Raw genomic sequence first — 24,430 nt, 5'->3', positions numbered from 1 at the left:
TTTTTATCTTTTATTCATTTTATCAAATACTTCCGTAAGAAATGAAAACTCCTCGGGCAATTCCTCACTGAACTTATCATTGCACTCTATATGCTCGATTTTTTCAGCTGTTACTGATTTATTATCATCGGCAATGACCTTATAGATTTCCAGAAATACATAATGTCCGTTTTCCCGGACAAAAATGCATACATAAGCAGTTCCGGGCTTATTGACTTTAAACGTATACCCTGATTTTGTCATGCTGTGATTCATGTGAAATTGATGATCTGTTTCCGTCAGAATGCTTTCATCGGAAGTCATAAAGAAATTGCCAATGTATTTTTGCGTATTCCTTTCTGTGTTCCTGACGACTATATTACCTTTTTCGCCTTCCTCCGCAAGAACATAGTGAAAATTGGGATTCAAACCTTTATGGATACGCATGAGGATAGTTACCGAATCATTTTTTACCTCAAGGCATGGTATCTTCTCGAATCCATGCCTTTTTACAGCGTCATGGGCAAATATGCCGCCTGCTATGACCGCAAAAACTCCGACGGGGATAAACGACAGTATAATGCGCTTTTTGCTCTTTTTTACGCAGCCGATTATCAGAAGTATCAGCCATATAAGTCCGCAGACTGTGCCTACAAAAAGAAGCGTCAGAATAATCATGATTGCTTCTGAGTCCATTTTATGCCCTCCTGATCATAAATAATTACATATATTAGTAATCAGTATACAGCAAAACCTGAAAAAAGTCAATGAAAAGACAAACGGGCTGCCAAAGGCAGCCCGCAACTGATTACTATTTACCAACCACTCGCTCTGCACAATGCAGACAAGTATTTTTTGTGCAAAACAGAGAATCCAAAAATTATTTTTTTCTTATTAAACGGTTTTCCGTTTAATAGAGGCTTATTTCAGCCCCCTTATGAAAGGACGTAATCAGTCGTCGACGAATGTACTTTTATATTCTGCAACGCGAGCCCTGTCGCCGTGGCAGTCGATCTCAATATCGCCGTGTTTGACGAGGCTCCTTATGGACTGGAACATGCTAACGAAAGCAAGAGCGTTTACGATGATACTGAAATAAACTCTTATACCGAGGATATTTCCGAGCATACCTGCGAACATCATTGATATGCAGATTATCACTTTTACCTCCAGCTTTTTGTTGTCCTTTTCAAACTGCAGGAATGTAAGGCATACAAAGCCCGAAATAACGGAATGTGCAATAGCAACTGCAAGGGAGTATGGCTTATAAGCCTCTATCTTGTAGGAATTGAGTTCGAGCACCATCATTATCGCCTCAAGGAAGATATAAAACGTCCAAGCGGCTTTCAGAGTTGTTCTGAATCTCATTGAGGACACCATGAGCCAGTCGCCCATGAGGAGCAGCGCAAAGCCTGCGATCTCCACAGCATAAGCGATAAAGCTCAGAAAACTTGTGAGGAACGATCCGGGATCATAGGTCTTATAGAATATGAAGCATATAACGCCGAAAGCAATAAACAGTATATTGCCTAAAAAGCTCAGTTTCAGTCCGAAGTTCAATCTTTCGTGCATAAGAACTCCTTAACCGAGAGCCTTGAGTGCTCTCTGACCGATATCTTTTCTGAAATGAGCTCCCTCAAAGCTTATCTTTGAAACTCCCTCATAAGCCTTATCGAGAGCAGCCTGCAATGTATCGCCCTTTGCGGTAACACCGATAACTCTTCCGCCGTTTGTGAGGAACTTTCCGTCCTCTGAGAGCTTGGTGCCAGCATGGTAAACGAAGCAGCCCTCGACCTGTCCCTTATCATCGAAGCCGTTCATTTCGATGCCCTTCGGGTAGCTTTCGGGATAGCCGCCGCTTGCCATGACAACGCAGGCACAGCTGCCCTTATGCCACTTGATATCCACCTTGTCAAGCTCATGGTTGTATATGGCTTCAAATATCTCATAGAGGTCGGCGTCCAGCATAGGCAGAACCACCTGAGTTTCGGGGTCGCCGAAGCGGCAGTTGTACTCTATTACCTTCGGACCCTTTGGAGTTATCATAAGACCGAAGTAGAGGCAGCCCTCAAAGGTGCGTCCCTCTGCGTTCATAGCGTTCATAGTGGGAATGAATATCTTTTCCATGCATTCCTTTGCGATATCGTCGGTATAGCAGGGATTGGGAGAGACCGTACCCATACCGCCTGTATTGAGGCCCTTGTCGCCGTCGAGAGCGCGCTTGTGATCCATGGAAGATATCATGGGAACTATGGTCTTTCCGTCTGTGAAGCTGAGAACAGATACCTCGGGACCTGTAAGGAACTCCTCGATAACTATACGTGCAGAGCTCTTGCCGAATTTGAGCTCGTCTATCATCTCGTGGACAGCCTTTACAGCTTCCTCCTCGTTCTGAGCGATGATAACGCCCTTTCCGAGAGCGAGACCGTCCGCCTTTATAACGGCAGGGTAGCTGTTCTGCTCTTTAAGATAGGCAACAGCCTTGTCGGACTCGGTAAATACCTCGTAAAAGGCTGTAGGGATATCATACTTCTTCATGAGCTCCTTGGAGAAAACCTTTGAGCCTTCGATTATAGCTGCATTTGCCTTAGGACCGAAGGTCATGAAGCCCTCTGCCTGCAGGGCGTCCACCATACCGAGTACCAGCGGATCGTCGGGAGCTACGACTACCATATCGGGTCTGAGCTCCTTTGCGAGAGCGACTACGCCGTCAACATCGGTCGCCGCAACATTGAAGCACTCGGCATACTTTGATATACCGCCGTTTCCGGGAGTACAATAGAGCTTGCCGACCTTCGGGCTTTCAGCCAGCTTCATTATGATAGCGTGTTCGCGTCCGCCGCCGCCTACTACTAATACGTTTTTCATTGGGGTATTCCTCCTGTATGTAAATAGTTATTTGATATCCTTTATGGTTATGCCGTCAAGCATTTCTTCGGCATCGGCTTTTTTCTCGGCTGTGTCATATAATGCGTTGATCGTGTAGAGAAGATCGCCGTTTCTGAAAAAGTATGTATCGCTGAATGTCTTAAAGTCACTTGATTCGGAAGCATATTCAAAATAAAAGCGCTCACATTCAAAACCGAACCTGTTCTTTTTATCCCTTGTCAGTACAGGATATTTCTCTTTCTTTTCCAGTTTCTTGTTATAGATTTCATCTGCACAGCCGGCAGGAGAATCATTACTTTTCTCAACATGTATTGAGACCCGTGGGAAAGCCGCTTTGTCAACACTGTCAGCCTCTGTATAAAATTCCTTGACCCAGATCAGACCGTTTTCATTGAATGGTTTCAATTCTTCCGTCTGGTCGATAAGATAATATTTTGATCCCGTATCAACGCTGAACCATTCGTAGTCGTATACATCAGGCTTTGTGGCGATGCGGAAATCCGAGGTATATTCTGCCGATTTTGCAATTTTTGACATTGCTTTTTTTATGAGCTTTGACTTCAAAGAATTGCAATAGTAACAGTCAACTGACAAAAAATGCGTATCTGTTCCGAGTATATAATACAGATTGTTTTTCGTTTTTCCTAATGAATTTACTTCCGATGAACTGAAATAACCTGTGTAAGGATAACCCTCAAGCTTTTCAAGCTGCCTGTTTTTTTCATCGGCGTAATAAGGGAAGAATTCGCTTATCAGTTCGGGCTTGCAGTTCATATGCTCATCACTGATAATGATATCCTCGCCGAGGCATTTGAAAGTGAACTTAGACTCGCCTTCCTGCTCTTCCAGCTTGAAGCTCTTAGGAACTTTGATGCTGTAGTTGTCTGTGCTGATAGTTACCGACGGTTCTGACAGATACCAGCCATAGCCTAAAAAAGCGGCTCCTGCCAGTGCGATAACTGCCCCTGTGATAATGATCCCTTTTTTCATTTTTAGTTTCACCCTTGAATTTCCCTTATATCATTTTTGAATGATCATTTGTACTTGAGATGCTTAACGTGTCTGTCCTCATCTATACCGAGAGCTGCGGCAGTACACACCAGTACCAGCGCACCTGTCAGGATTATGCTGAAAAAGAATGTGATATACTCCGTGTGCTGTATCAGCCAGCTTTCAGAAGCGTATACCGGCAATGATGAATGCGAGATAAGCGCAGCCAGTAAATGCTCGGCAACGAATCCGAATATCCACAGCAGCGGAGCTGCCTTGAGAGTGCGCCTGCATCTTTTTGCGGAAAAAGCCCAGCCCGTACAGCTTATGATATAGGAGATAAACGGCACCCATGCCAGTTCTGTAAGGCACAGCAGGAGCTTGCATTTCCCCGAGATCATCATTTCGGGATGAGCGGGTATGTAGTCGTCGCCCGAGCCTGTGAAAGCTCCGAATACGGCGCCTGACAGCAGATATGCAAGTATAGCTCCGATAATGTATAATCCGCAGAAAACAGCGGCGGTCTTGTAAAGCTTTTCGAGTTTGATTGAATTATAGCTGCCCATATTGTGATCCCCCCAGAATAACAACAAAGTCAGGTCAAAAAGCGTGTGTGATCCAATTAAGTTATTGAGTACACATTAATTATAGTATATCATAATGCCTGAAGTATTTCAAGACAGATATGCGGTGTCTCAGAAAGCTGCTTTGTCTTCCTCTTCGGGAAGCTTTATCATGCTGAGGACATCTGCTATCTTGTTCTCAACATAGCCGAAGCTGTTGCTTTCTGCGTAAGCGCAGATGTATTTGTCTCCGCAGTCGGCAATATACATTCTTGCGTTGAGGTCGTCGTCGACCGTCCATTCATAGTAATAGAACGTCCTGTCGGCAGTAACAAGTGTACCCGTAGAGAGTATCTCTTCTTTGTTTACTACGGATAATACCTTTAATTCGGCAGTTTCGCCCTGAGACTTTTCATTGGACATGAAGAGACTGAGTCCGCAGTTATTGATATCCTTGCCTGTTATCATGCGGAGCTCGCAGGTATCTTCGGGCGAATTGACATATGCCCAGAGGTTAGGGTCTGCATAGTATGAAAAGTCGTTGGATTTTACATGGCCGTTGAAATAATCTGTCTTTTCCTTGTTCAGCGAAATGGTTGCTGTCTGTATAGGCTCGGTATGAGCAGTGTTGTCTGCATTCTGAGCTGTGCAGCCGCACATTGCCGCTAAAAGTACAGCTGATGAAAGAACAGCTGTGAAGGTATATTTTTTCATGTTTTTCTCCTTAATAAAGCTGCGGTCATTCCCGACCGCAGCTGAAAGATATCGTTATCAGTGATGGAACAGACGGATGCCTGTGAATGCCATTGCAATATTGTACGTATTGCAGGTCTCGATAACGTTGTCGTCGCGGATAGAACCACCCGGTTCTGCAATATATTCAACGCCTGATTTCTTAGCGCGCTCGATGTTGTCTCCGAACGGGAAGAAAGCGTCGGAACCAAGGCATACGCCAGTGTTCTTTGCGAGCCATGCCTTCTTTTCCTCGCGTGTGAATACAGCAGGCTTTACCTTGAAGATACGCTGCCATTCGCCCTCGCGGAGAACGTCCTCGTACTCGTCGCCAATATAAACGTCGATAGCGTTATCGCGGTCTGCGCGGCGGATATCGTCAACGAACTGAAGTCCCATTACCTGCGGTGACTGTCTCAGCCACCAGTTGTCAGCCTTCTGACCTGCAAGACGTGTGCAGTGGATACGGGACTGCTGTCCTGCGCCGATTCCGATAGCCTGTCCGTCCTTTACGTAGCAGACTGAATTGGACTGTGTATACTTGAGAGTTATGAGGGAGATAAGGAGATCGTCCTTCTTGTCGTCAGGGATATCCTTATTCTCTGTGACTACGTTTGCAAGAAGCTCGCGGTTGATGTCAAGCTCGTTGCGTCCCTGCTCGAAGGAAACTCCGTAAACCTGTTTTGTCTCGATAGGAGCGGGTTTGTAGTTCTCGTCCATTTTGAGTATGCAGTAAGTGCCCTTTCTCTTGGACTTGAGGATCTCAAGGGCTTCGGGCTCATAGTCGGGAGCGATGACTCCGTCGGATACCTCGCGCTGTATCATTTTAGCAGTGCATACGTCAACCTTGTCCGAAAGGGCAATGAAGTCGCCGTAGGAGGACATTCTGTCAGCTCCTCTTGCTCTTGCGTAAGCGCTTGCAAGGGGAGTGAGCTCGCCGAGATCGTCGACCCAGTAGATCTTCTTGAGATCGTCGGAGAGAGGTCTGCCGATAGCGGCTCCCGCAGGTGAAACGTGCTTGAACGAGGTAGCTGCACACATACCTGTTGCAGCCTTGAGCTCCTTTACAAGCTGCCAGCCGTTGAAGGCGTCAAGCAGGTTGATATAACCGGGCTTTCCGCAGAGCACCTCGATAGGGAGCTCGCTGCCGTCAGCCATATAAACTCTTGAAGGCTTCTGATTTGGGTTACAGCCGTATTTTAACTGCATTTCATTTGACATTTTCATGTCCTCCTTATAATAATTCATAATTCGTAATGCATAATGCATAATTATTCATTCCTGAACAAAGGTGAGGATCACTTATTCTTGTTTACGATACGAGTCTCCTCAGTGTTGTTTTCGAGGTTCACATAGCGGACAAAGAGAGATACCTTGTTGTCGGCATTGAGGTTGTTCCAGAGCATATCCGTGAACTGGTCGATATTGCCGCTTATGCCCACGAGCTTGGGCTCACCCTCAAAGCTGGGGAGGGGAGAACCGTCGCCCATATATGTATGGATAAAGTGTCCCTCGCCTGCGAGAGGATTTGTGTAGCTGAATGTGTATCTCTGACATGAATCGGGATTTCCGTTAGCGCTCTTGAGTATGGACATTGCGTAGTTGAAGCCCTCCTCGCCGAAGCGGAGTATACCCGAGATACGGGGAGTATAGTTTGGAGCGTCGTCCTCGAACTCTCTTGTGCGGAGAGCCTGCTCGAAGGTGTACTGCTTGTCCATGAGCTCATAGATAGTATCGGTCTGGTCGCCGTTTGTAACGATGAGCTTGTTGCCGAGAACTCTTACAGGAGCGTAGATTATAAGGTGCGGATCGGTAAGCTTTGAAGGATCGAAAGCCTCTGTGCGGATACCTCTGCCGTCCTCGATAAATACGCGGTTGCGGCTGTTCTCGCTTCTGCCCATGATGAAGTATGCGGTAACTGCGTACTTTCCGCAGTCTGATTTACCGATGACGATACCTCTTCCGGGGTATGCGTTTGTGCTGAGTTCCTTTGCCAAGTCAAGCTTTTTCATGATAATAACTCCTTTCGGGTAATGGTTTCATATTAATATCTTAAAATAAGTGTGAGCGTGAAATCTGTTACAACTATCACCAGCACCGCAAGTGTGATGATGTTGAGAGTCTTTTTCTTCGGCTTTGCAAGGAGCCAGTTGTAGAAGGGCTGTACAAAATACAGGAACAGCAGTCCTCCCATGCCGAATCTCATGGATGGGGAGAGAGCTATCCTTGCCTGGAAGTTGATGTCGTAATCCGCATAGGTGTTCCACGGCCATGAGCCTGTGAAAAACTCGAGGATATACGTGCCGGCAAGCTCTACGGCAGTTGCAACTGCCATGCTTCCGAAGAATATTATGAAGGGACGTGTTATCTGTAAAAGAAGTCCACCCTCTTTTTTCATGAATTTCCCGAAGAACAGCAGGAACAGAAGCGCTCCCACTGCGTATATCGGACAATAGGGTCCGAACATTATTCCGAGATTTGTAAAGCCCCATTTATAGACCACTACTTCGAGGAATACCTCGTAGCACCAGCCCAGTACCGCGTACATCCAGAAGCAGAGAAAGAGCTTCTGAACAGCTTGTTTTTCCAATAATTCCTTCATCTTTTTCATGATAGTATGTCTCTTAGTATGTTATAGCTGTGATGTGATGAATGAACACAGCGGCTTCTGCCAATTTCGGTGTGTAGCCTGTAGCCTTTGTGAATATAAAGTCCGTGAGAACTATTACCAGCACGGCAAGTGCGATGATATTGAGAGTTCTGCGTTTCGGCTTTGCAAGGAGCCAATCGAAGAACGGCTGCACAATATACATGAACAGCAGGCCGCCAAGTCCGAAGCGGACAGAGGTGCTGAGGGCGATACGCGCCTGATAATTGTACTTGTACCGCGCATAGGTCTGCCACGGCCATGAGCCTGTTGTTGCTTCAAGTATATACGTGGCGGCAAGCTCAACAAGGGTGGCGATAGTCATGCACCCGAGGAAGATGAGGAGCGGTTTGACTATATTCAGCCATTTTACGTCCTTTTTCTTCATCAGCCAGCCGAAGCACAGCAGGAACAGGAGAGCTCCCACGCCGTATATCGGGCAGTAGGGACCGAACATATTTCCTCTGTTGTGAAATCCCCAGCGGTAGACCACTGTTTCAAGGAAGACCTCATAGCACCAGCCAAGTACCGCATACATCCAGAAGCAGAGGAAGAGCTTCTGAATAACTTGTTTTTCAAATAATCCCTTTAATTTTTCCATGATGTTACTTTACGTATGCCTTTCCGTCGATTATCTCTATCCTGTCCTGACAGAACAGCGAAACGGCTTCGGGGAGTATCTTCCACTCAGCCTGCTCCATTATACGCTTCTGCAGGGTCTCGGGGGTGTCGCTGTTCTCTACGGGGACAGCCTTCTGCAGGATTATCGGACCGCCGTCGCACTCCTCGGTGACGAAGTGTACCGTTGCGCCCGAGAGCTTTACTCCCGCCTCGAGAGCAGCCTCATGGACGTGCAGTCCGTAGAAGCCCTTGCCGCAGAAGCTTGGTATCAGCGCAGGGTGAACGTTCATCATCTTGTAGGGAAACGCCTTTACCACCTGCTCGTCGAGTATTGTCATGAAGCCCGCATATACCACGAGGTCAGCCTTCTCTGCGATGAGAGCGTCCGTCACCGCCCGTGTGTAGTCGGCAATGGCAGTGTAGTCCTTTCTCGGTATAACGATGCTCTTTATGCCGTTCTGAGAAGCACGTTCAAGAGCGTAAACGCCCTCCTTTGAGGATATTACGCAGGTTATCCTTCCGCCCTTGATGATGCCTGACTTTTCGGCGTCTATAAGAGCCTGCAGATTAGTGCCGCCGCCCGAAACGAGCACGACTATATTCTTCATGAGTGTTTCCTCCTGTTGGTTTATCGCAAGAGCGAATATTATTCGGGGAACTGAACGTGTCCCTGTATTATCTCCGTATCGTCGTAGGAAAGGGGGATATCCTTGTCTATGACCACTTGTCCGTAGATATCGGTTATGCGGAACGTGAAGGGGCCTGCGCCCATTTCCCTTGACTCGAAGTAGTTGTAGGGACGGCGGGGTATCTCCACGAATTCGCCGTCGGCGTTAAGATATTCAAGCTTTGTTATGGGGTAGCGGTGGTTCCGCACCTGTACTCCGCACCAGAACTCGGTGCTGCCCTCCTTGTACTTGAAGCATATGGGAGCATTCTCGGCAGTATCCAGCGGGATTATCTTCCAGCTGACGGGAACTCGTCCCTTTTCCACGGGAGCGATAAGCGGAAATGCGTCCGTATACAGGTCGAGGTCGCCCTTTTTGCCCTCGGGGAGCTCGTCCGTAACAAGCATTTTTATAGTTCCCAGCTCTCCTGTTACTTCGAGGTATGCTCCTGCCAGCTGAGCCTCGTTGTAGTCGGAGTGGTTCATGGCGACTATCCAGTAATCATGGGAAACGGGGTCGAGCATAGCGTGACCGCCCGTGTATCCGCCGCCGTAGAAGGTGCCCTCGCCCGTATGTACAGTGCCTTTCGGCTCGAGGATGGCGTCCTCGTCAATGGGCAGGTCGGGTATCTCGAACTCTGTGGGAGCCTTGCCGTTAACGCCCAGCAGGAACTTCTGCAGAGCGTTGAGCTCAGCCCGTGAGATCTCTTCGTTCTTTCGTGCGGCTATAAGGTCGAAGCAGTCCACAGCTCCGTCGGAGTTATAGTCCATATCTATCCTGTCAGCCGCGCCGCTGTATAAAGGTGTAGCCGTCAGGACTGCGATCGCAAGTCCTGAGGCGATAAATTTCAGTTTTTTCATAAACATCACCGTCTTTTTAAAATCTGTCCAAATCACATATCCCTTGAAAGTATAGCATAAGGCTTTAATTCGGATAATTTATGCGGCTTCTGCTATGATGTTTAATGAGTTTTGTGCTGTATCAGCAGATGATAACGCCTTCCTCTGACTCAACGAGTTCGCCGAGAACATAAGCGTCCTCGCCGGCTGCTTTGATAGCAGCGATAGCCTTGTCAGCGTCGTTCTTATCGACTGAAACGACCATTCCGACGCCCATGTTGAATGTATTGAACATATCGCGCTCGGGAATGTCGCCGGATCTCTGGATGAGGTCGAATATCGGAAGTACTTGTACTGCGTTCCTCTCGATCTTTGCAGCAAGGTTCTTGGGGAGAGAACGCGGTATGTTCTCATAGAATCCGCCGCCTGTGATGTGAGAGATAGACTTTACGTTAACGCTCTCGAGGAGGCTTTTTACAGCCTTTACGTAGATACGTGTAGGAGTGAGCAGACACTCGCCGAGAGTAGTACCCAGGTCGTTGAAGTGCATATTGAGGTTCTGCTCGTTAACGTCGAATACTCTTCTTACCAGTGAGAATCCGTTTGAGTGGACACCGCTTGACTTGATGGCGATGAGGACGTCGCCTGCTTTCTGAGTATCGGGCTGGAGTATCTTGTCCTTGTCAACAACGCCTACAGAGAAGCCTGCAAGGTCGTACTCGTCCTCGGGCATAAGACCGGGGTGCTCGGCAGTTTCGCCGCCGATGAGAGCGCATTCTGCCTGAACGCAGCCCTCTGCAACGCCTGAAACGATAGTGGCGATCTTCTCGGGGAAGTTCTTGCCGCAGGCGATATAATCAAGGAAGAACTGAGGCTTTGCACCGCAGCAGATGATATCGTTTACGCACATAGCAACGCAGTCGATACCTACTGTGTCGTGCTTGTCCATGATGAATGCGAGCTTTATCTTTGTGCCGACGCCGTCTGTGCCCGAAACGAGTACAGGCTTGCTGATACCGGTCATATCGAGCTCAAAAAGTCCGCCGAAACCGCCGATACCCGAAAGGGTGCCCTTTATCATGGTACGTGCGATGTGCTCCTTCATCAGTTCAACTGACTTGTAGCCTGCGGTAACGTCAACGCCTGCCTTTTTGTAGCTTTCGGAAAAACTGTTATTCATTGATCTACCTCCATAGTTGCCTGTCTCCCTGCCGCAGGCAGGGAGACAGAATATAAGTTTATTCTTTGCCGTTCCAGCAATATGTGCAGAGACCGCAGGAATTGAGTCCTACTGCCTTTTCAGTACCCTCGAGGGTCTGGAATTCGAGCGAGGTGAGGCGGAGCCTCTTGCATATCTCATCTCTGAGCCTGCGTCCTCTCTCTGTTGCGGAGTTGCTGTACTCCTCGATATGTCTTACGCCGACAGGGCCTTCAAACTCGTCGATTATCTGACGGGCGATGAGCTCCATTTCAGATGTGCTGCGTGAGAAGTTGAGGTATTTGCAGCCGTACATGATAGGAGGACAGGCAGAGCGCATATGTACTTCCTTAGCGCCGTGCTCGTAGAGGAACTCTACTGTTTCCCTCATCTGAGTGCCTCTTACGATACTGTCGTCAACGAAGAGGAGCTTTTTGCCGTTTATGAGCTCATGTACGGGTATGAGCTTCATTTTTGCCACCTGATTCCTCATGCTCTGATTTGTGGGCATGAAGCTTCTCGGCCATGTGGGGGTATACTTGATGAACGGTCTTGCAAAGGGGATGCCGCTCTTGTTTGCGTAGCCGATAGCGTGGGGAGTTCCCGAATCAGGCACACCGCAGATATAGTCAACGTCGGGCAGTCTGCCGTTCTTGATATCGTTTTCAGCCATTATCTCGCCGTTGCGGGTACGCATGACTTCAACGTTCACGCCCTCGTATACAGCGTTGGGGTAGCCGTAATATGTCCACAGGAAGGTGCATATCTTCATCTTTGAAGGGTCGCCCTCTGCAATGGTCTTACATTCGTCGGAAGTGAGCTCGACTATCTCGCCGGGGAGGAGCTCCTTGTGTGTGGCATAGCCCAGCTTCTGGAAAGCAAATGACTCTGTGGAAAGGCAGAAGCCGTCGCTTCTCTTACCGATTATAATGGGAAGTCTGCCGAATTTGTCTCTTGCGGCGATAATGCTCTTGTCCGTAAGTATGATAAGGGACATTGTTCCCTCTATCTTTTCCTGAGCGTAGCGTATACCGTCGACAAATGAGTTCTTCTGTGCTATAAGAGCGCCTATAAGGTCGCCCGAGTTGATATTTCCGCTGCTCATGGACTCAAAGTTGGCACAGCCCTTTTCAAGGAGCTCGTCAACGAGCTGGTCGGCATTGCGGATTATACCTACTGAGCAGATAGCGTAAACGCCCAACTTTGAGCGGACGAGTATAGGCTGGGGGTCTGTATCGCTGATACAGCCGATACAGATCTTTCCGCGCATTGTCACAACATCGTCTTCAAACTTGGTACGGAAGGGAGAATTTTCGATACTGTGGATATTTCTCTGAAAGCCGTGCTCCTCCGACCATGAGGTCATGCCGCCTCGTCTTGTGCCGAGGTGAGAATGATAGTCTGTTCCGAAAAATACGTCGGTAACGCAGTCATTTTTGGAAGCTGCACCGAAAAAACCGCCCATAGCTTATTCTCCCATAAGTCTCTTCATGATTTCCTGATATGCTTCTTCTACGCCGCCCATATCTCTGCGGAAGCGGTCCTTGTCCAGCTTCTCGTGGGTCGTTGAATCCCAGAAGCGGCAGGTATCGGGAGAGATCTCGTCAGCGAGGATTATTGTTCCGTCAGCAGTCTTGCCGAACTCGATCTTGAAGTCGATGAGGTCGATGTTGAGGCCCTTGAAGAACTTTACCATGAACTCATTCACCTTGAAGGCGTACTTTGAGATAGTGTCGATATCCTCCTTTGTAGCGATACCGAGAGCGAGTGCGTAGTAGTCGTTGATGAACGGATCGCCGAGATCGTCGTTCTTGTAGCTGAATTCAAGGATAGGACAGAGGAGCTTCTTTCCCTCTTCAACGCCCATTCTCTTTGAGAAGCTGCCTGCGGCAACGTTTCTGATGATGACCTCAAGGGGAACGATAGAGACCTTTTTAACGATAGTTTCGCGGTCGCTGATCTCCTCGACAAGATGTGTTGGAACGCCTTCCTTTTCGAGCATTTTGAACATATAATTGGTCATCTTGTTGTTGATGACGCCCTTACCTGTGATAGTGCCCTTCTTCTCGCCGTTGAACGCTGTTGCGTCGTCCTTGTAATCAACGATAACGAGGTTAGGATCATTTGTAGCGAAGACCTTCTTGGCCTTGCCCTCATAGAGCTGTTCCTTCTTTTCGATGTTTGACATTTTAAAATTCCTCCTTGAGAATTATATAAATGATTGTATATGCAATTCCGCATCATCGCGGATATTGTAGGCATTAAATAAATGCATTATGAATTGATGTCAGAGCAGCATATCCGCTGCTTTTCCGGGAGTTTCTGCGAAATAGTCCGCACCGGCTTCCCTGAGCTCCTCGATCGAGCCGTAGCCCCAGAGTATGCCCATGCATTTGATACCTGTTTTATGGGCGCCGAGGACGTCCTGTCTGCGGTCGCCTATCATGAGCACAGTGCTCCTGTCAGCGATGCCCGTCTGTGCGAGAACGTATTCTATTACTTCGTCCTTGTAGTCTCTTGTGCCGTCAAGCTCCGCGCCGCCGACAAATTCAAAGTACTTTGAAAGTCCGAACCTGTCAAATATGCGGACTGCGTATACCAGAGGCTTGCTTGTGGCGACCATGAGACGTTTGCCGCCGCTTTTCAGGCGTTCGAGCATTTCTGGGATACCGTCGTATACGCGGTTCTCGAAAAGTCCGACTGTTGAGTATCTTTCACGGAATATCCTTACCGCTTCATCGACCTGTCCGGCGTTCATGCCGAGGAACTCTGCAAAGGACTGGCGTATGGGCGGACCGAGGAAGATGTTGGTATCCTCCGGGACTTCAAATTCCATCTGAGTTATTGCGTTTTCAAGGCATTTCAGTATGCCTTCGGTGGAGTCCGTAAGTGTGCCGTCAAGGTCAAAAAGCAGGGTGCTGTAGTTTCTCATCATGTATCGAGCGATATCCTGTTCCAGTCATCGGTGTCGCATACGAGCCATTCAAGACCGCGCCTGCGCTCGACTACTGCGTCTGCGTTTAGACCGCCTATGGGGCATTTCCTGTCTATCTTCTCATGCTGGACTGCTGCCCAGTGATAGCGGTAGTAGAGATCCAGCATATCCATTATCTCGTCAGCGCTCCTGAGAGTGCATTTGCTTTTGAATTCCTCAAAGCTGCCGCACTGTGAAACGAAGCGTACAGCCTGAGGACAGTCGCAGATATTCTCTGCGTCGGTTATATCTTCAACAAGTCCCAGAGCCCATACCAGAGCCCAGTAGGATTCATATTCCCATACGACATCAATGATGTCCTGCTGGACATATGAGCCGTCAACAAGGCGTCTTTCCTTTGCGTTGAGGCAATCCCTGACGCCGAAGAAGTCCATGAGACCGACGAAATAGTTGACGTCTTCATCGTTCTGCTCGCTCCTTCCGAAGCCGACCTGTGTTGAGAGCAGAGCTGCAACAGCGCGTCTGCATATGTCGTCGGGACTCCTGAGCTTTACCTGTGAAGCAGGCTCTGTAAGGGGAAGTTTCGGGTTTATACCGATACCCTTCGCTGAGATGATCTTTTCAGAGCGTTCTTTTCTTTCGGCGGGCGTCATGATATTACCTCCTTATGGGGAAATGCGGTGTGTTCTTATCAGAGAGCTGCTATCTGCTCCTGGAGAGCCTTGTCCTTGGCGATAACGCCCTCAGCCATTGCCTTTTTCTCGGCAGCGAGCTTTGCAGCGAGCTCCTCATCAGCTATAGCCAGCATCTGTACAGCAAGAACGGCTGCGTTCTTTGCTCCGTCAATGCCTACTGTAGCAACCGGTACTCCCGGAGGCATCATAACTGTAGCGAGGAGAGCGTCAACTCCCTCGAGAGCCTTTGACTTCATGGGGATACCGATAACGGGGAGAGTGGTGTGCCCAGCAACGACTCCCGCAAGATGAGCAGCCATGCCTGCGGCGCATATGATAGCGCCGAAGCCGTTTGCTCTTGCGTTTGAAGCAAATTCGCAGGCTTCCGCAGGAGTTCTGTGTGCGCTCATCACGCGGCACTCAAACTCCACGCCGTATTTTTTGAGCTCTGTGAGAGCTGATTTTACAACAGGGAAGTCGCTGTCGCTTCCCATGATAACTGCAACCTTTTTTGACATGATGTTTTCTCCTTTATGATTATGTGCAGATCACTCTGCCTGTTCGCTGTTTTCCTGCGGCTCTTCGGCGGCAGCAGCCGGATATTTCGGCTTTGATCTCTGGAATTTTGCATAGCTGATGCCGAAATCGGTCTCAAAGCTGCCCGAAAATCTGAGGTCTGCTTTGTACTTGTTGTGTATGAGCCGCGGAATGCCGTTTACTATGTATTTCACGTCCGTTCCGACTTTCAGGGAAACGCCGACCGTAATAGCTGCTTCCTTTGAGCTTATGCCGTATATCTGGAAGTCGGAGAGGTCTGTGATCCTGACCTCTATATCCTTTTCGTCGGGGAAAACCGCGCTGAACTTCCTGTAACGCGGATCAAGCTTTTCGTCGGGGACCGTTCTGCCCTTTGAGTAGGCGTAATCAAGGTAGCCGCCGAGATCCGCGGACATTATCTCTATGAGCTTCGGTGTGAGATTTCCGAGAAGATGACTGTTGGATATCTCGAAGCTGTAGGGGATATGGTCTCCCACATTGCCGTTTACCGATGCTTTTGCGAACACGAGCTCCGAATTGTCGGCAGAGTAGGTATATTCGCCGTTCTTCGTGCGTAGAGTGAGCTCGCTGCCGTCTGCCGAGCAGGACGTCCATGTTTCCGCAAAGCATGGGCGGAAATCGCTGTAGTAAATGGTATATGAGCCGTTATCGGCGGATTTTGCAATAAGCAGCCGGGCGCCTTTCACTTCCGCGGGCACTATCTCCGAATAAACGAAGGGAACGGTGATATTGCCCTCATAGTCTATGCAGCCGAACAGCCTTCTGCTCCTCAGGCGTTTTGAAGCTATGCAGCCGCTGTCCCCGGTAAAGGTGAGCTCCTGCCATTCGGGATAAACGATGACTCTGCCGCTGCTGTCAATGATACCGAAGAGTGCCTTGTTGTCCTTGAAAATGTGGTTGCCGTCGCGGGTGTCGATGATGTCCGCGATGACGGGCTGCGTATCCTCGCTGTAGGCGCTTTTTTCGGAACGCGAGTAGAATCGCGTTATTGCAACTGCAAGGACGATGATGACTATGAACAATACGGAGACAATAAGTCTCATATTCCTATTCATTGTCTCCGCACCTCCCGAATGCCGTTATTTGTTTTCAGTTCCTGCGGACTGCTGAGACTGATCGTTCTGAGCCGCAGCCTTGCGCTGGCGGTAGGTGTCCTCAGTCTCTTTGGTTATATATATCGGACGATTTTTCGTCTCAAGGTATGTCTTGGAAAGGTACTGTCCCAGTATTCCCACGCAGAACAGCTGCAAGCCGCTGAAAAGGAATATGAGGCAGAGGAGCGTCGGATATCCGTCGGGGGCGTCGAGCCAGCCGAATATGGACCTGATTATGGTCACGACTATGAGCACAAAGGCGATAGCGCAGGTGAGTATTCCCAGCAGGGAGGCTATTGCCAGAGGAGCTGTCGAGAATGCCATGATACCCTCGAGGGAATACTTGAAAAGTCCCCAGAAGGACCAGGAAGATGTGCCTGCAGGGCGCTCCACGTTCTCGTACTCAATATACTTGGTGTTGAAGCCCACCCAGCTGAATATGCCCTTGGAGAACCTGTTGTACTCGGACATATCGAGGATAGCGTCCACCATCTGTCTTGTCATGAAGCGGAAATCCTGTGCGCCGTCCACTATCTCGGTCTGGGATATCCTGTTCATTATCCTGTAGAACAGCCTTGCGAACCATGAGCGCACCTTTGATTCGCCCTTACGGCTCACGCGGCGCGTAGTAGCGCAGTCATACTCGCCGTTCCTGACGTAGCTGTACATTTTGGGCAGAAAAGCAGGGGGGTGCTGGAGGTCTGCGTCCATAACGACGATATAATCGCCCCTGGAGTTCTTGAGGCCTGCATACATACCCGATTCCTTGCCGAAATTTCTCGAAAATGAAATATATCTTACTCTCTTGTCCTTTTCCGCGAGAGAACGGAGCAGATCGAGAGTTGTGTCCTTTGAGCCGTCATTTATGAACAGGTACTCGAATTCGAGCTCGGGGAAGTCTTTTGACATCTGCGCCGATATCTTTGTGATCTCCTCATAGAACATGGGGAGCACTTCCTGCTCATTGTAACACGGAACCACTACTGAAACGAGTTTCACGAATAATCCTCTCCTTCAAAAGAAGCTTGCGGCAGACCGCGGAAGACAGTTTCCCGAGCCTACCAATACACTATTAATAATACAACAAAATCGGGGATAATGCAATAGCAAAATCACTGTTTTTATAATTTTTTACACCTATGTAAAATAATGACTGTTCAATGCTGTGATTTTGATACATCTGATAGAATAATGTGGAACAGCGGTGACGGCCGGGTGGGCAAAAAGCCGTTTACCGCTCAATAAACCGTATTATTTTTTACCTAATTAAACGTGAACAATGACAGGGAAAATTGACAAAAAAATCAATAACGATTTGTTATTTTCACTGAAAATTTTAAAATACGTATATTTTTTCGGTCCATTTGAGAAGAAACTATTGATTTTTTCTGAAATGTCATGTATAATATACTTGTATAGATATCGCATTAGAAGCTCTGCGGCGTAATTTCCCTTTAAATTGCGCTGACTTTTGGCGGAGTGCGATTGCGAGCTGGGAAATCGGCTGCCGCTGCCGTAAAGCGGGAACTGCAGTTTAGCAGTGGTGGGGAGAGAATTATATGGACATCACACTGGTAACGTCCTCGTTCGATAAGATCGTTCACGGAACCGAGAACGAGAAGAAAACAGGCTGCGGTATCAACCTCATGAAGCCTGAAAACGTAACTCGTTTCCACAGAACATCTCTAATGACGGACCTGAAAGAGATCACCTGCGAAAAATGTAAGGCGAGTCTCGCGAAAAAGCTTATAAAAGCTGACAAGAAGGAAATGGCGCTCCTTCTCAAGGAAGAGAAAAAGCGCGAAAAAATGGGTATGAACGACGCGGGTATAGTTCCGCTCGGAAATACTACTGCAAGGATCACAAGAGACCCTAATGCAAAAGCCAAAGAAGAAGCAGCAAGAAGAAAGGCTGTCGAAGAAGCAAAACAGGCAGCTGAAGAAGCAAGAAGAGCTGCTGAGGAAGAAGCACAGAGAGCTGCGGAGGCTAACCAGTACGGTCAGGCTCCCGAGGCACAGGGCTATCAGGGTACTATCCCGGGTACGGGCGTACCTATGGACGACAGCCTCGCTCAGTTTGCGATAGATCCTCACGAAAACCAGCAGCCGGCGCCTGCCGAGGACGACTTCCTCGCACAGTTCGCTGTTAACAAGCCCGATGCGGCTGTTAATCCCTATGCTGCTCCTGCCGCTGCGCCCAAGGCTGCTGTTCCGCAGGACGACTTCCTCGCACAGTTTGCTATACCGAATCCTCAGGGCGCTCCCGAGCAGTCAACGCCTTATTACAATCAGGCTCAGAATTATAATCAGCCTCAGAACTACAATCAGCCTCAGAATGAGGGCGGATACGTTGATATGGGCGGATATGACGACGCATACCAGCAGCCTGCGGCTCCTGATATGTCCCATTCCGACGAGGATATAATGAATCTGTTCTCAATAAATACCGATCCCGTACAGCAGCCTGTATATGAGCAGCCTCAGTACGGCCAGCCTGTGTACGAGCAGCCTGTCTATGAACAGCCCGTTTACGGCGAGCCCGAATACGGCGAGGTCGTTTACGACGAGTCCATGTACGGTGACATCAATATCTACGACGGCTCACAGCCGCTGTATGACGCAAACGGAAACCTTATCGAGGGTCCGATAGTTACTCCTGCCGACGGTTATCAGCCCGTTCCCGAACAGGCTGTTCCTCAGGAGAATAACTGGGATTACCTCGCAGATCAGCTTTTCGGCATAAACGAAGATGCCGGCGCCAATGGAGCAGCTCCCGAAGCTTATCAGGCGTACAGCGATGAAATGGCTGATTTCACGGAAGAGTCAGACAACTATGTTGACCCCATAAACAATAATCTTTACCTCGGAAACGGCGTTCTTTCCGCTACATACGGAATGGAACAGCCTGCGGCAAACGTTCCTCACGCCGAGCCTATAGCCGCCCCCGAGGTCGATGATCTCCCGTCGGCTGAGAGCCTTGCGGCAGCAGCCCTTGACGGAGCACCGAAGGTCGACGATATCGTAGCGCCCGAAACTGTTTCCCTCCCGTCGGCTGAAAGCCTTGCGGCAGCAGCCCTCGAAGGAGTTCCCACAGTTGAGGACATTACAGCTCCCGAATTTGATACCCTGCCCCCTGTTGAGGGCAATTCGGTTCCCGAGCTTGACGATATCCCCGTAGTTCCCGACTTGTCAGCACCTGCGTTCGAGAGTTACTCTAAGGCGAGAGATGATGAAGCAGCAGTGCTTGATGATATTTATGAAGCAACATTAAATCAGCCTGTTAAGGCAGAAGAGGAGTATGATTACTATATGAGTGATTTTAATAATAACGGAGCACCAAACGGTGCAGACCAGAAGCAGGCACAGCAGCCTCAGATCGTAAAGGTTCCGCAGTTTGCAGGATATGACGCAAACAACCAGCCTGTATACAAGTACGTACAGATGAGACTTGCAGGATATGACCAGAACGGCAAGCCCGTTTTCGTTCCGCTCAATGCACAGCAGAGACCCGCAGCTCCCGCACAGCAGACAGCTGCACAGGCTCAGAGAGCGGCAGCAGCTCCCGTTCAGCAGGCTCCCGTAAAGTCTCCTGTTCCGAGAAAGCCCGTTCAGACAAGCGGCACACCTACTGCAAATATTTCCAAGATCGCAGTAAATCCGCACAGCAAGTCTACATCACAGGCTTTCATCAACGCTATCGCAAGCTCGAGAGAGTACGCTGACAAGAACCTCATCGAGACACAGGGACTCAAGGCTAACAGCCCCGTACTTACTTCTGTTGAGGACGTTCTCTCAACAATGGGCGACGATTCAGCCAAGAGAAGACAGGTTCAGCAGGCACAGCAGAACGTTCCCGTATTCGACGAGTACAAGACACCTGCAAAGCAGGGCTTCAGAAGCAATTCAGCGCCCAGACCCATGCAGCCGCAGCCAATGGACGCACGCTACATGACTAAGGCAGAGCTCAAGAACAAGAAGAAGCAGGACAAGATCGACGCTAAGTTCAGAAAGGAAATGTCCAAGAGAGGCTTCTGAGCATAAAAAGTACTTCCGATGAAATGAGGAAAAATCATAATGGCAGAAAACAAGATCCTTGCGGAGCTGAGAGCAAAGCTCACAGGCTCCGCCGAGGACGACAATAAATTCCTTCGTGCTGAGGCTGAACGCTTTGCACAGGAGAAAAATCTTGAGGGCGTGGACGCTGCAACACAGCTTCTTATCGAAATAATGCCCCAGGAACAGAAAGCAGAGATAGACAGACTTACTCACCTTGACGGAATGCGCCTTGACGAAATGCACGAGAAGATCATGCAGCTCATCAAGGAAAAGAATATGAACGAGGCAAAGTCCCTCGCCGAGCGTCTTTACAAGAAGATAATCGTCGATTACAAGGACACTGAGAAAGCAAAGTTCGTTTCTCTCAGGAATCCATTTGAGGATAACCTTTATCAGCTCAAATACAAGACTGATAAGGTGCTGAACAGAACTCCCTTTGATTTCGGTACGTTCATCACTACATACGGCTATCTGCTGGTCGAGACAGGTTCGCCCCTTGACGCTATACCTGTCCTTGAAAAGGCTATGGAGTACAATCCTCTGGACTGCGGTCCGAGATTTGAGCTTGCGGAAGTGTATAAGCTCCTGAAAAACAAGAGAATGACGCTTCAGACCACAAGAGAAACTCTTAAAGTGGCTTCATCGCCGGTGGCTATCGCAAGATGCTACGCAAATGCAGGCTATGCGCTTACGGATATGGGCGAGTACGACGACGCCTTTGCTTTCCTTACGGCAAGCGTTCTGTTTGCTCCGCACCCTGCCATTCCATATGAAATGAGAGATGTTGTGAACCGCAAGGGCTCGCCTATAAAGCAGCCTACACGCGAAGAAATGGTTGAGGCTATGAAGAAGTATGACTTCGAGTTCGGTCCCAATGAGGACGTCGTTTCCGTAGCCGCCCGCCTTTCCGCATCATACCTTATGGACGAGGATATCCCAAATGCGCTCAAAGCGCTTAAAATGACCTATAACCTCACGCGCGACGAGAAGGTCAAGAAGATAATCCTTCAGTACGAGCCCGATGCAAAGACCATGGCTGAAGAACATGAGAGCAGAGGCGAAGGTCCTAAGATAACTCAGACGGTGAACGAGTCTCCCGAAAATTGAACGCAAGTGCGCTTTCGCTCAGAAAGCGCACTTTTTGTGCATAAAAACGCTTTTTCTGCGGATAATACCCTCGGGAGATGATATTTATGAGCAAAAATAAGAAAAAGATACCCGTTCCTGACCCCGAAAAGGAGGAGTACGAGTGCCCCTCTGCTTCATGGGGCGATATGACGGGACTTATCAATTTTGCCGCCGGGGATAAAATCGACAGGAGCTCCTGCGGTGAAAAGACCAAAGATGAAATATGAAAAAGGGAAGCTTTAATTTTTGAGCAACAGGGGCGCTTGGAAAGCGCCCCTGCAATTTGATTATATGCTTTTATATCATGTAGGGGCAATTTCCGAGCGCCCATTAATTATTGAGCATGATTCGTTTTTTGACAGGCTTAAAGCGTTCCGATAGGAGAGCTTTTATCAATGTGTAAATATTTCTTCATAGCCTAAACATACAACCTTATACTGATAGTGACCTGTTTTACCGACATTTTTGCCGCATTTGGAGCATTTAATGTATTCATCGCGTCTATAAACATAATAGTATACGGGCAAATTGCTCGTCGAAACTGTGTAGCAATGGTCATATTTCCAGTCGTTATCATAGCCTGCGTATCTTTGTCCTTGATGCTTGCAGCAAGCGTCATAGTTGATCTGACCGCAGCAGTTGCAGTAGGGAGTTCCGTCTCGCCATGTTACGTTATCTGTGCGGTGATACTGGCAAAGCGCCTGAGCTGTAGCTGTGAAGCTTGGTTTTGTAATAACTGCTCCTGTACCGAGGAGAGCAAAAACCATAGTTACTGCGGCGAGCTTCCTGAGCGTTTTTTTCATTCTTATCAAGTCCTTTACATAATATTTAAGGCATATATTATAACCTTATGTACTATATTATACATATATACCCCAAAATGTCAACAGAAAATGTGCTGAAATCAAACTGTGATATGGGTACTCAAAAGCTGATTTGAAGTCGGGAATTATTAAATGATATTCAAAAACAGCTGTTTAAGAAGCTCCTATCTATGCTTTACCGCTGCCGATTTATCATTATGCACAAGCAAGATACGAAGAAATTGACGAAAGTGCTGAAATTCAAAGAAAAATCATAGAAAATGCTTTATTTACTACTTAAAGCATGATATAATAGTCTGTGTTAATTTAATTCGTTTCAGACGATAAAAGAGGAGAACGGCTTCGGAATAGGCGTCCGAAAGCCGGTATAAAGAGGTTGAAGCATATGAAAAACGGTGTAAAAATGCTTGATATCGCCAACAAGCTCGGAGTAAGCGTTGTTACGGTATCAAACGCTCTTGCTGGTCGCGACGGCGTAAGCGAACAGATGAGGAAAAAGATCTGCGAGACCGCAGAAAAAATGGGCTACAAGCCCTCAAACACAAAGAGCGATAAGAAAAGGATAGCTTTGCCGAAAACAGGGAAAAATGTCGGCATTCTTACTTCTGAGCGCTTCGTGGGCGCAAGAGGAACTTTCTACTGGGAGCTTACTGCCAGTATCTCAAACCAGCTCTCGCAGATAAACGTGTGCACGGTATACGAGTGCGTTAACGCCGAAAACGAAAAGAGCGGCATACTTCCGAACATGGTCACCGAGGGCAAAGTCGACGGAGTTATCGTCATCGGTCAGGTGCACAGGAAGTACATAGAGTGTCTCAGCAAGCTGACTATTCCGCTTATTTTCGTGGATTTCTACGATAACAGATACAAGGTGGACGCTGTCCTTTCGGACAACTTCAACGGCGGCTATATGCTGACGGATTACCTTGTGGAAAAGGGTCACAGGCAGATCGGATTCTTCGGCACGCTCAATGCTACAAGCAGTATAAACGACCGCTATCTCGGCTATCTCAAGTGCATTATGGAGAACGATCTGGAGTACCGCATAGAGTGGATAATCGGCGACAGAACAAAACAGGGCATACTCATCGACGATCTGCAGTTCCCTGCAGAAATGCCCACAGCTTTTGTGTGCAACTGCGATGAAACGGCTTTCCGTGTTATTTCCGCTCTCAAGACGAAGGGCGTGAGAGTTCCCGAGGATATCAGCGTTGTAGGATATGACAATTATACAGTGTCAAGTATATGCATTCCGACGATAACTACCGTTGAGGTGGACCTCACCAAAATGGCGGAGGTATCAGTGGGAATAATGGCGAAAAAGCTTGCTGATCCGTCATATTCAGAGGGCAGACGCATAATCAGCGGAAAGCTTATCGAAAAGGAAAGCGTCCTCGATATCAGCGGTAGCTACACTGAGGAGCGTTCAAATGCTTTGTAAGAATTTCATCGGACACTTAAAAACAGTTTTACAGCACAGACATCAGGTCTTTATACACTGCGTTAAGGCAGGGATACCGCTGAGGGGAATGCTTCACGATCTGTCGAAATTCTCGCCCACGGAGTTCATACCGGGGGTGCTCTACTTCCAGGGGAACCGCAGTCCGAACGAGCGTGAACGCGAGGTAGACGGCTATTCTAAGGCGTGGATGCACCATAAGGGCAGAAATCGTCACCACTTCGAGTACTGGACGGACTACAACATGAAGACCAAACAGCTCGAGCCCGTGGAAATGCCCGATGTGTTCGTTTTCGAGATGTTCTGCGACCGGGTTGCGGCTTCAAAAATATACAACAAGGAAAAGTATAACGATTCCATGCCGCTGGAGTACTACCTCCGCGTCAAGCACCGCCGTATCATCGAGAAAAAAACGGCGTGGAAGCTGGAATTCCTGCTGACCATGCTTCGCGATAAGGGGGAGGACTATACCTTCCGTTACATACGGAAACAGGTCAGAAAAAACAAGCAGCGATCAGCTGAGTGAATTGCAGGGAATGCCGGCCACGGCGTTCCGTCAGCAGGGGCGGATATTATC

Annotated in this window: 26 protein-coding genes; 5 read left to right on the top strand and 21 right to left on the bottom strand. The window is 48.4% G+C overall.

The window, feature by feature from the left end; genetic code table 11:
• Positions 1-3 precede the first annotated feature (3 nt).
• The 20 genes from IKW96_RS04340 to IKW96_RS04245 all read right to left on the bottom strand — a co-directional run bounded on the left by IKW96_RS04340 (position 4) and on the right by IKW96_RS04245 (position 17,386).
• Complete coding sequence (locus tag IKW96_RS04340; protein ID WP_296570791.1) at positions 4-675, bottom strand: hypothetical protein; 672 nt, start codon at positions 673-675, stop codon at positions 4-6.
• A gap of 255 nt (positions 676-930) precedes the next feature.
• Positions 931-1,551: a hypothetical protein gene (locus IKW96_RS04335; RefSeq protein ID WP_296570789.1), complete on the bottom strand. Its 621-nt coding sequence runs from the start codon at positions 1,549-1,551 to the stop codon at positions 931-933.
• A gap of 9 nt (positions 1,552-1,560) precedes the next feature.
• Positions 1,561-2,847, bottom strand: a complete 1,287-nt coding sequence (purD, locus tag IKW96_RS04330; protein ID WP_296570787.1) for a phosphoribosylamine--glycine ligase — start codon at positions 2,845-2,847, stop codon at positions 1,561-1,563.
• 27 nt (positions 2,848-2,874) lie between these two features.
• Positions 2,875-3,858, bottom strand: a complete 984-nt coding sequence (locus IKW96_RS04325; protein WP_296570785.1) for a hypothetical protein — start codon at positions 3,856-3,858, stop codon at positions 2,875-2,877.
• A 44-nt stretch (positions 3,859-3,902) separates the two neighbouring features.
• On the bottom strand, positions 3,903-4,424 hold the full coding sequence (locus IKW96_RS04320) for a hypothetical protein (RefSeq protein ID WP_296570783.1): 522 nt from the start codon (positions 4,422-4,424) through the stop codon (positions 3,903-3,905).
• 129 nt (positions 4,425-4,553) lie between these two features.
• Complete coding sequence (locus IKW96_RS04315; RefSeq protein WP_296570780.1) at positions 4,554-5,135, bottom strand: hypothetical protein; 582 nt, start codon at positions 5,133-5,135, stop codon at positions 4,554-4,556.
• A gap of 57 nt (positions 5,136-5,192) precedes the next feature.
• Complete coding sequence (locus tag IKW96_RS04310; RefSeq protein WP_296570777.1) at positions 5,193-6,374, bottom strand: phosphoribosylaminoimidazolecarboxamide formyltransferase; 1,182 nt, start codon at positions 6,372-6,374, stop codon at positions 5,193-5,195.
• A 77-nt stretch (positions 6,375-6,451) separates the two neighbouring features.
• A complete protein-coding gene (locus tag IKW96_RS04305; protein WP_296570774.1) occupies positions 6,452-7,165 on the bottom strand; it encodes an IMP cyclohydrolase in 714 nt (237 codons plus the stop codon).
• Between the two features lie 32 nt (positions 7,166-7,197).
• Positions 7,198-7,764 (bottom strand): putative ABC transporter permease, encoded by a 567-nt coding sequence (locus tag IKW96_RS04300; RefSeq protein WP_296570771.1) that lies wholly within the window; start codon positions 7,762-7,764, stop codon positions 7,198-7,200.
• A 13-nt stretch (positions 7,765-7,777) separates the two neighbouring features.
• Positions 7,778-8,401 (bottom strand): putative ABC transporter permease, encoded by a 624-nt coding sequence (locus tag IKW96_RS04295; protein ID WP_296570768.1) that lies wholly within the window; start codon positions 8,399-8,401, stop codon positions 7,778-7,780.
• A 4-nt stretch (positions 8,402-8,405) separates the two neighbouring features.
• Entirely contained in the window at positions 8,406-9,029 is a 624-nt protein-coding gene (gene purN, locus IKW96_RS04290) for a phosphoribosylglycinamide formyltransferase (protein WP_296570766.1), read from the bottom strand.
• Positions 9,030-9,067: 38 nt separating this feature from the next.
• Positions 9,068-9,949 carry an expansin EXLX1 family cellulose-binding protein gene (locus IKW96_RS04285; RefSeq protein WP_296570762.1) on the bottom strand — a complete coding sequence of 294 codons (882 nt, stop codon included), beginning with the start codon at positions 9,947-9,949 and terminating at the stop codon, positions 9,068-9,070.
• Positions 9,950-10,070: 121 nt separating this feature from the next.
• A complete protein-coding gene (purM, locus tag IKW96_RS04280) occupies positions 10,071-11,108 on the bottom strand; it encodes a phosphoribosylformylglycinamidine cyclo-ligase (protein ID WP_296570758.1) in 1,038 nt (345 codons plus the stop codon).
• 58 nt (positions 11,109-11,166) lie between these two features.
• Positions 11,167-12,591 (bottom strand): amidophosphoribosyltransferase, encoded by a 1,425-nt coding sequence (locus IKW96_RS04275; RefSeq protein WP_296570755.1) that lies wholly within the window; start codon positions 12,589-12,591, stop codon positions 11,167-11,169.
• A 3-nt stretch (positions 12,592-12,594) separates the two neighbouring features.
• The gene (purC, locus tag IKW96_RS04270) at positions 12,595-13,314 is read right to left on the bottom strand and encodes a phosphoribosylaminoimidazolesuccinocarboxamide synthase (protein WP_296570751.1); all 720 of its coding nucleotides are present in this window, start codon (positions 13,312-13,314) and stop codon (positions 12,595-12,597) included.
• A gap of 99 nt (positions 13,315-13,413) precedes the next feature.
• On the bottom strand, positions 13,414-14,061 hold the full coding sequence (locus IKW96_RS04265) for an HAD hydrolase-like protein (protein ID WP_296570748.1): 648 nt from the start codon (positions 14,059-14,061) through the stop codon (positions 13,414-13,416).
• Complete coding sequence (locus tag IKW96_RS04260) at positions 14,058-14,714, bottom strand: DUF4272 domain-containing protein (protein WP_296570744.1); 657 nt, start codon at positions 14,712-14,714, stop codon at positions 14,058-14,060. The genes IKW96_RS04265 and IKW96_RS04260 overlap by 4 nt, the downstream gene beginning before the upstream one ends.
• Positions 14,715-14,752: 38 nt before the next feature.
• Positions 14,753-15,253 carry a 5-(carboxyamino)imidazole ribonucleotide mutase gene (purE, locus tag IKW96_RS04255; protein WP_296570743.1) on the bottom strand — a complete coding sequence of 167 codons (501 nt, stop codon included), beginning with the start codon at positions 15,251-15,253 and terminating at the stop codon, positions 14,753-14,755.
• Between the two features lie 30 nt (positions 15,254-15,283).
• The gene (locus IKW96_RS04250; RefSeq protein WP_296570741.1) at positions 15,284-16,348 is read right to left on the bottom strand and encodes a WG repeat-containing protein; all 1,065 of its coding nucleotides are present in this window, start codon (positions 16,346-16,348) and stop codon (positions 15,284-15,286) included.
• Positions 16,349-16,372: 24 nt separating this feature from the next.
• The gene (locus IKW96_RS04245; protein WP_296570739.1) at positions 16,373-17,386 is read right to left on the bottom strand and encodes a glycosyltransferase family 2 protein; all 1,014 of its coding nucleotides are present in this window, start codon (positions 17,384-17,386) and stop codon (positions 16,373-16,375) included.
• Between the two features lie 560 nt (positions 17,387-17,946).
• On the opposite strand from IKW96_RS04245, the gene IKW96_RS04240 reads away from it, so the two are divergent.
• The 3 genes from IKW96_RS04240 to IKW96_RS04230 all read left to right on the top strand — a co-directional run bounded on the left by IKW96_RS04240 (position 17,947) and on the right by IKW96_RS04230 (position 21,797).
• Complete coding sequence (locus IKW96_RS04240; RefSeq protein WP_296570737.1) at positions 17,947-20,421, top strand: hypothetical protein; 2,475 nt, start codon at positions 17,947-17,949, stop codon at positions 20,419-20,421.
• 39 nt (positions 20,422-20,460) lie between these two features.
• Positions 20,461-21,549 carry a tetratricopeptide repeat protein gene (locus IKW96_RS04235; protein WP_296570733.1) on the top strand — a complete coding sequence of 363 codons (1,089 nt, stop codon included), beginning with the start codon at positions 20,461-20,463 and terminating at the stop codon, positions 21,547-21,549.
• A gap of 86 nt (positions 21,550-21,635) precedes the next feature.
• Positions 21,636-21,797, top strand: coding sequence for a hypothetical protein (locus IKW96_RS04230; protein WP_296570731.1), 162 nt, complete (start codon positions 21,636-21,638; stop codon positions 21,795-21,797).
• Positions 21,798-21,962: 165 nt separating this feature from the next.
• On the opposite strand, the gene IKW96_RS04225 is transcribed toward IKW96_RS04230, so the two are convergent.
• The gene (locus IKW96_RS04225; RefSeq protein WP_296570728.1) at positions 21,963-22,373 is read right to left on the bottom strand and encodes a hypothetical protein; all 411 of its coding nucleotides are present in this window, start codon (positions 22,371-22,373) and stop codon (positions 21,963-21,965) included.
• 406 nt (positions 22,374-22,779) lie between these two features.
• Here IKW96_RS04225 and IKW96_RS04220 point away from each other — a divergent pair, with 406 nt between their 5' ends.
• Both IKW96_RS04220 and IKW96_RS04215 read left to right on the top strand, forming a co-directional pair.
• Positions 22,780-23,835 (top strand): LacI family DNA-binding transcriptional regulator, encoded by a 1,056-nt coding sequence (locus IKW96_RS04220; RefSeq protein WP_296570725.1) that lies wholly within the window; start codon positions 22,780-22,782, stop codon positions 23,833-23,835.
• Complete coding sequence (locus IKW96_RS04215) at positions 23,825-24,379, top strand: DUF5662 family protein (protein ID WP_296570723.1); 555 nt, start codon at positions 23,825-23,827, stop codon at positions 24,377-24,379. The genes IKW96_RS04220 and IKW96_RS04215 overlap by 11 nt, the downstream gene beginning before the upstream one ends.
• The last annotated feature ends 51 nt before the right edge of the window (positions 24,380-24,430 follow it).

The sequence above is a fragment of the Ruminococcus sp. genome, assembly GCF_017549005.1.
Taxonomy (GTDB): Bacteria; Bacillota; Clostridia; order Oscillospirales; family Ruminococcaceae; genus Ruminococcus.
Note: the sequence above shows the minus strand (reverse complement) of the source record. Positions and strands in the feature narration are given on the sequence as shown.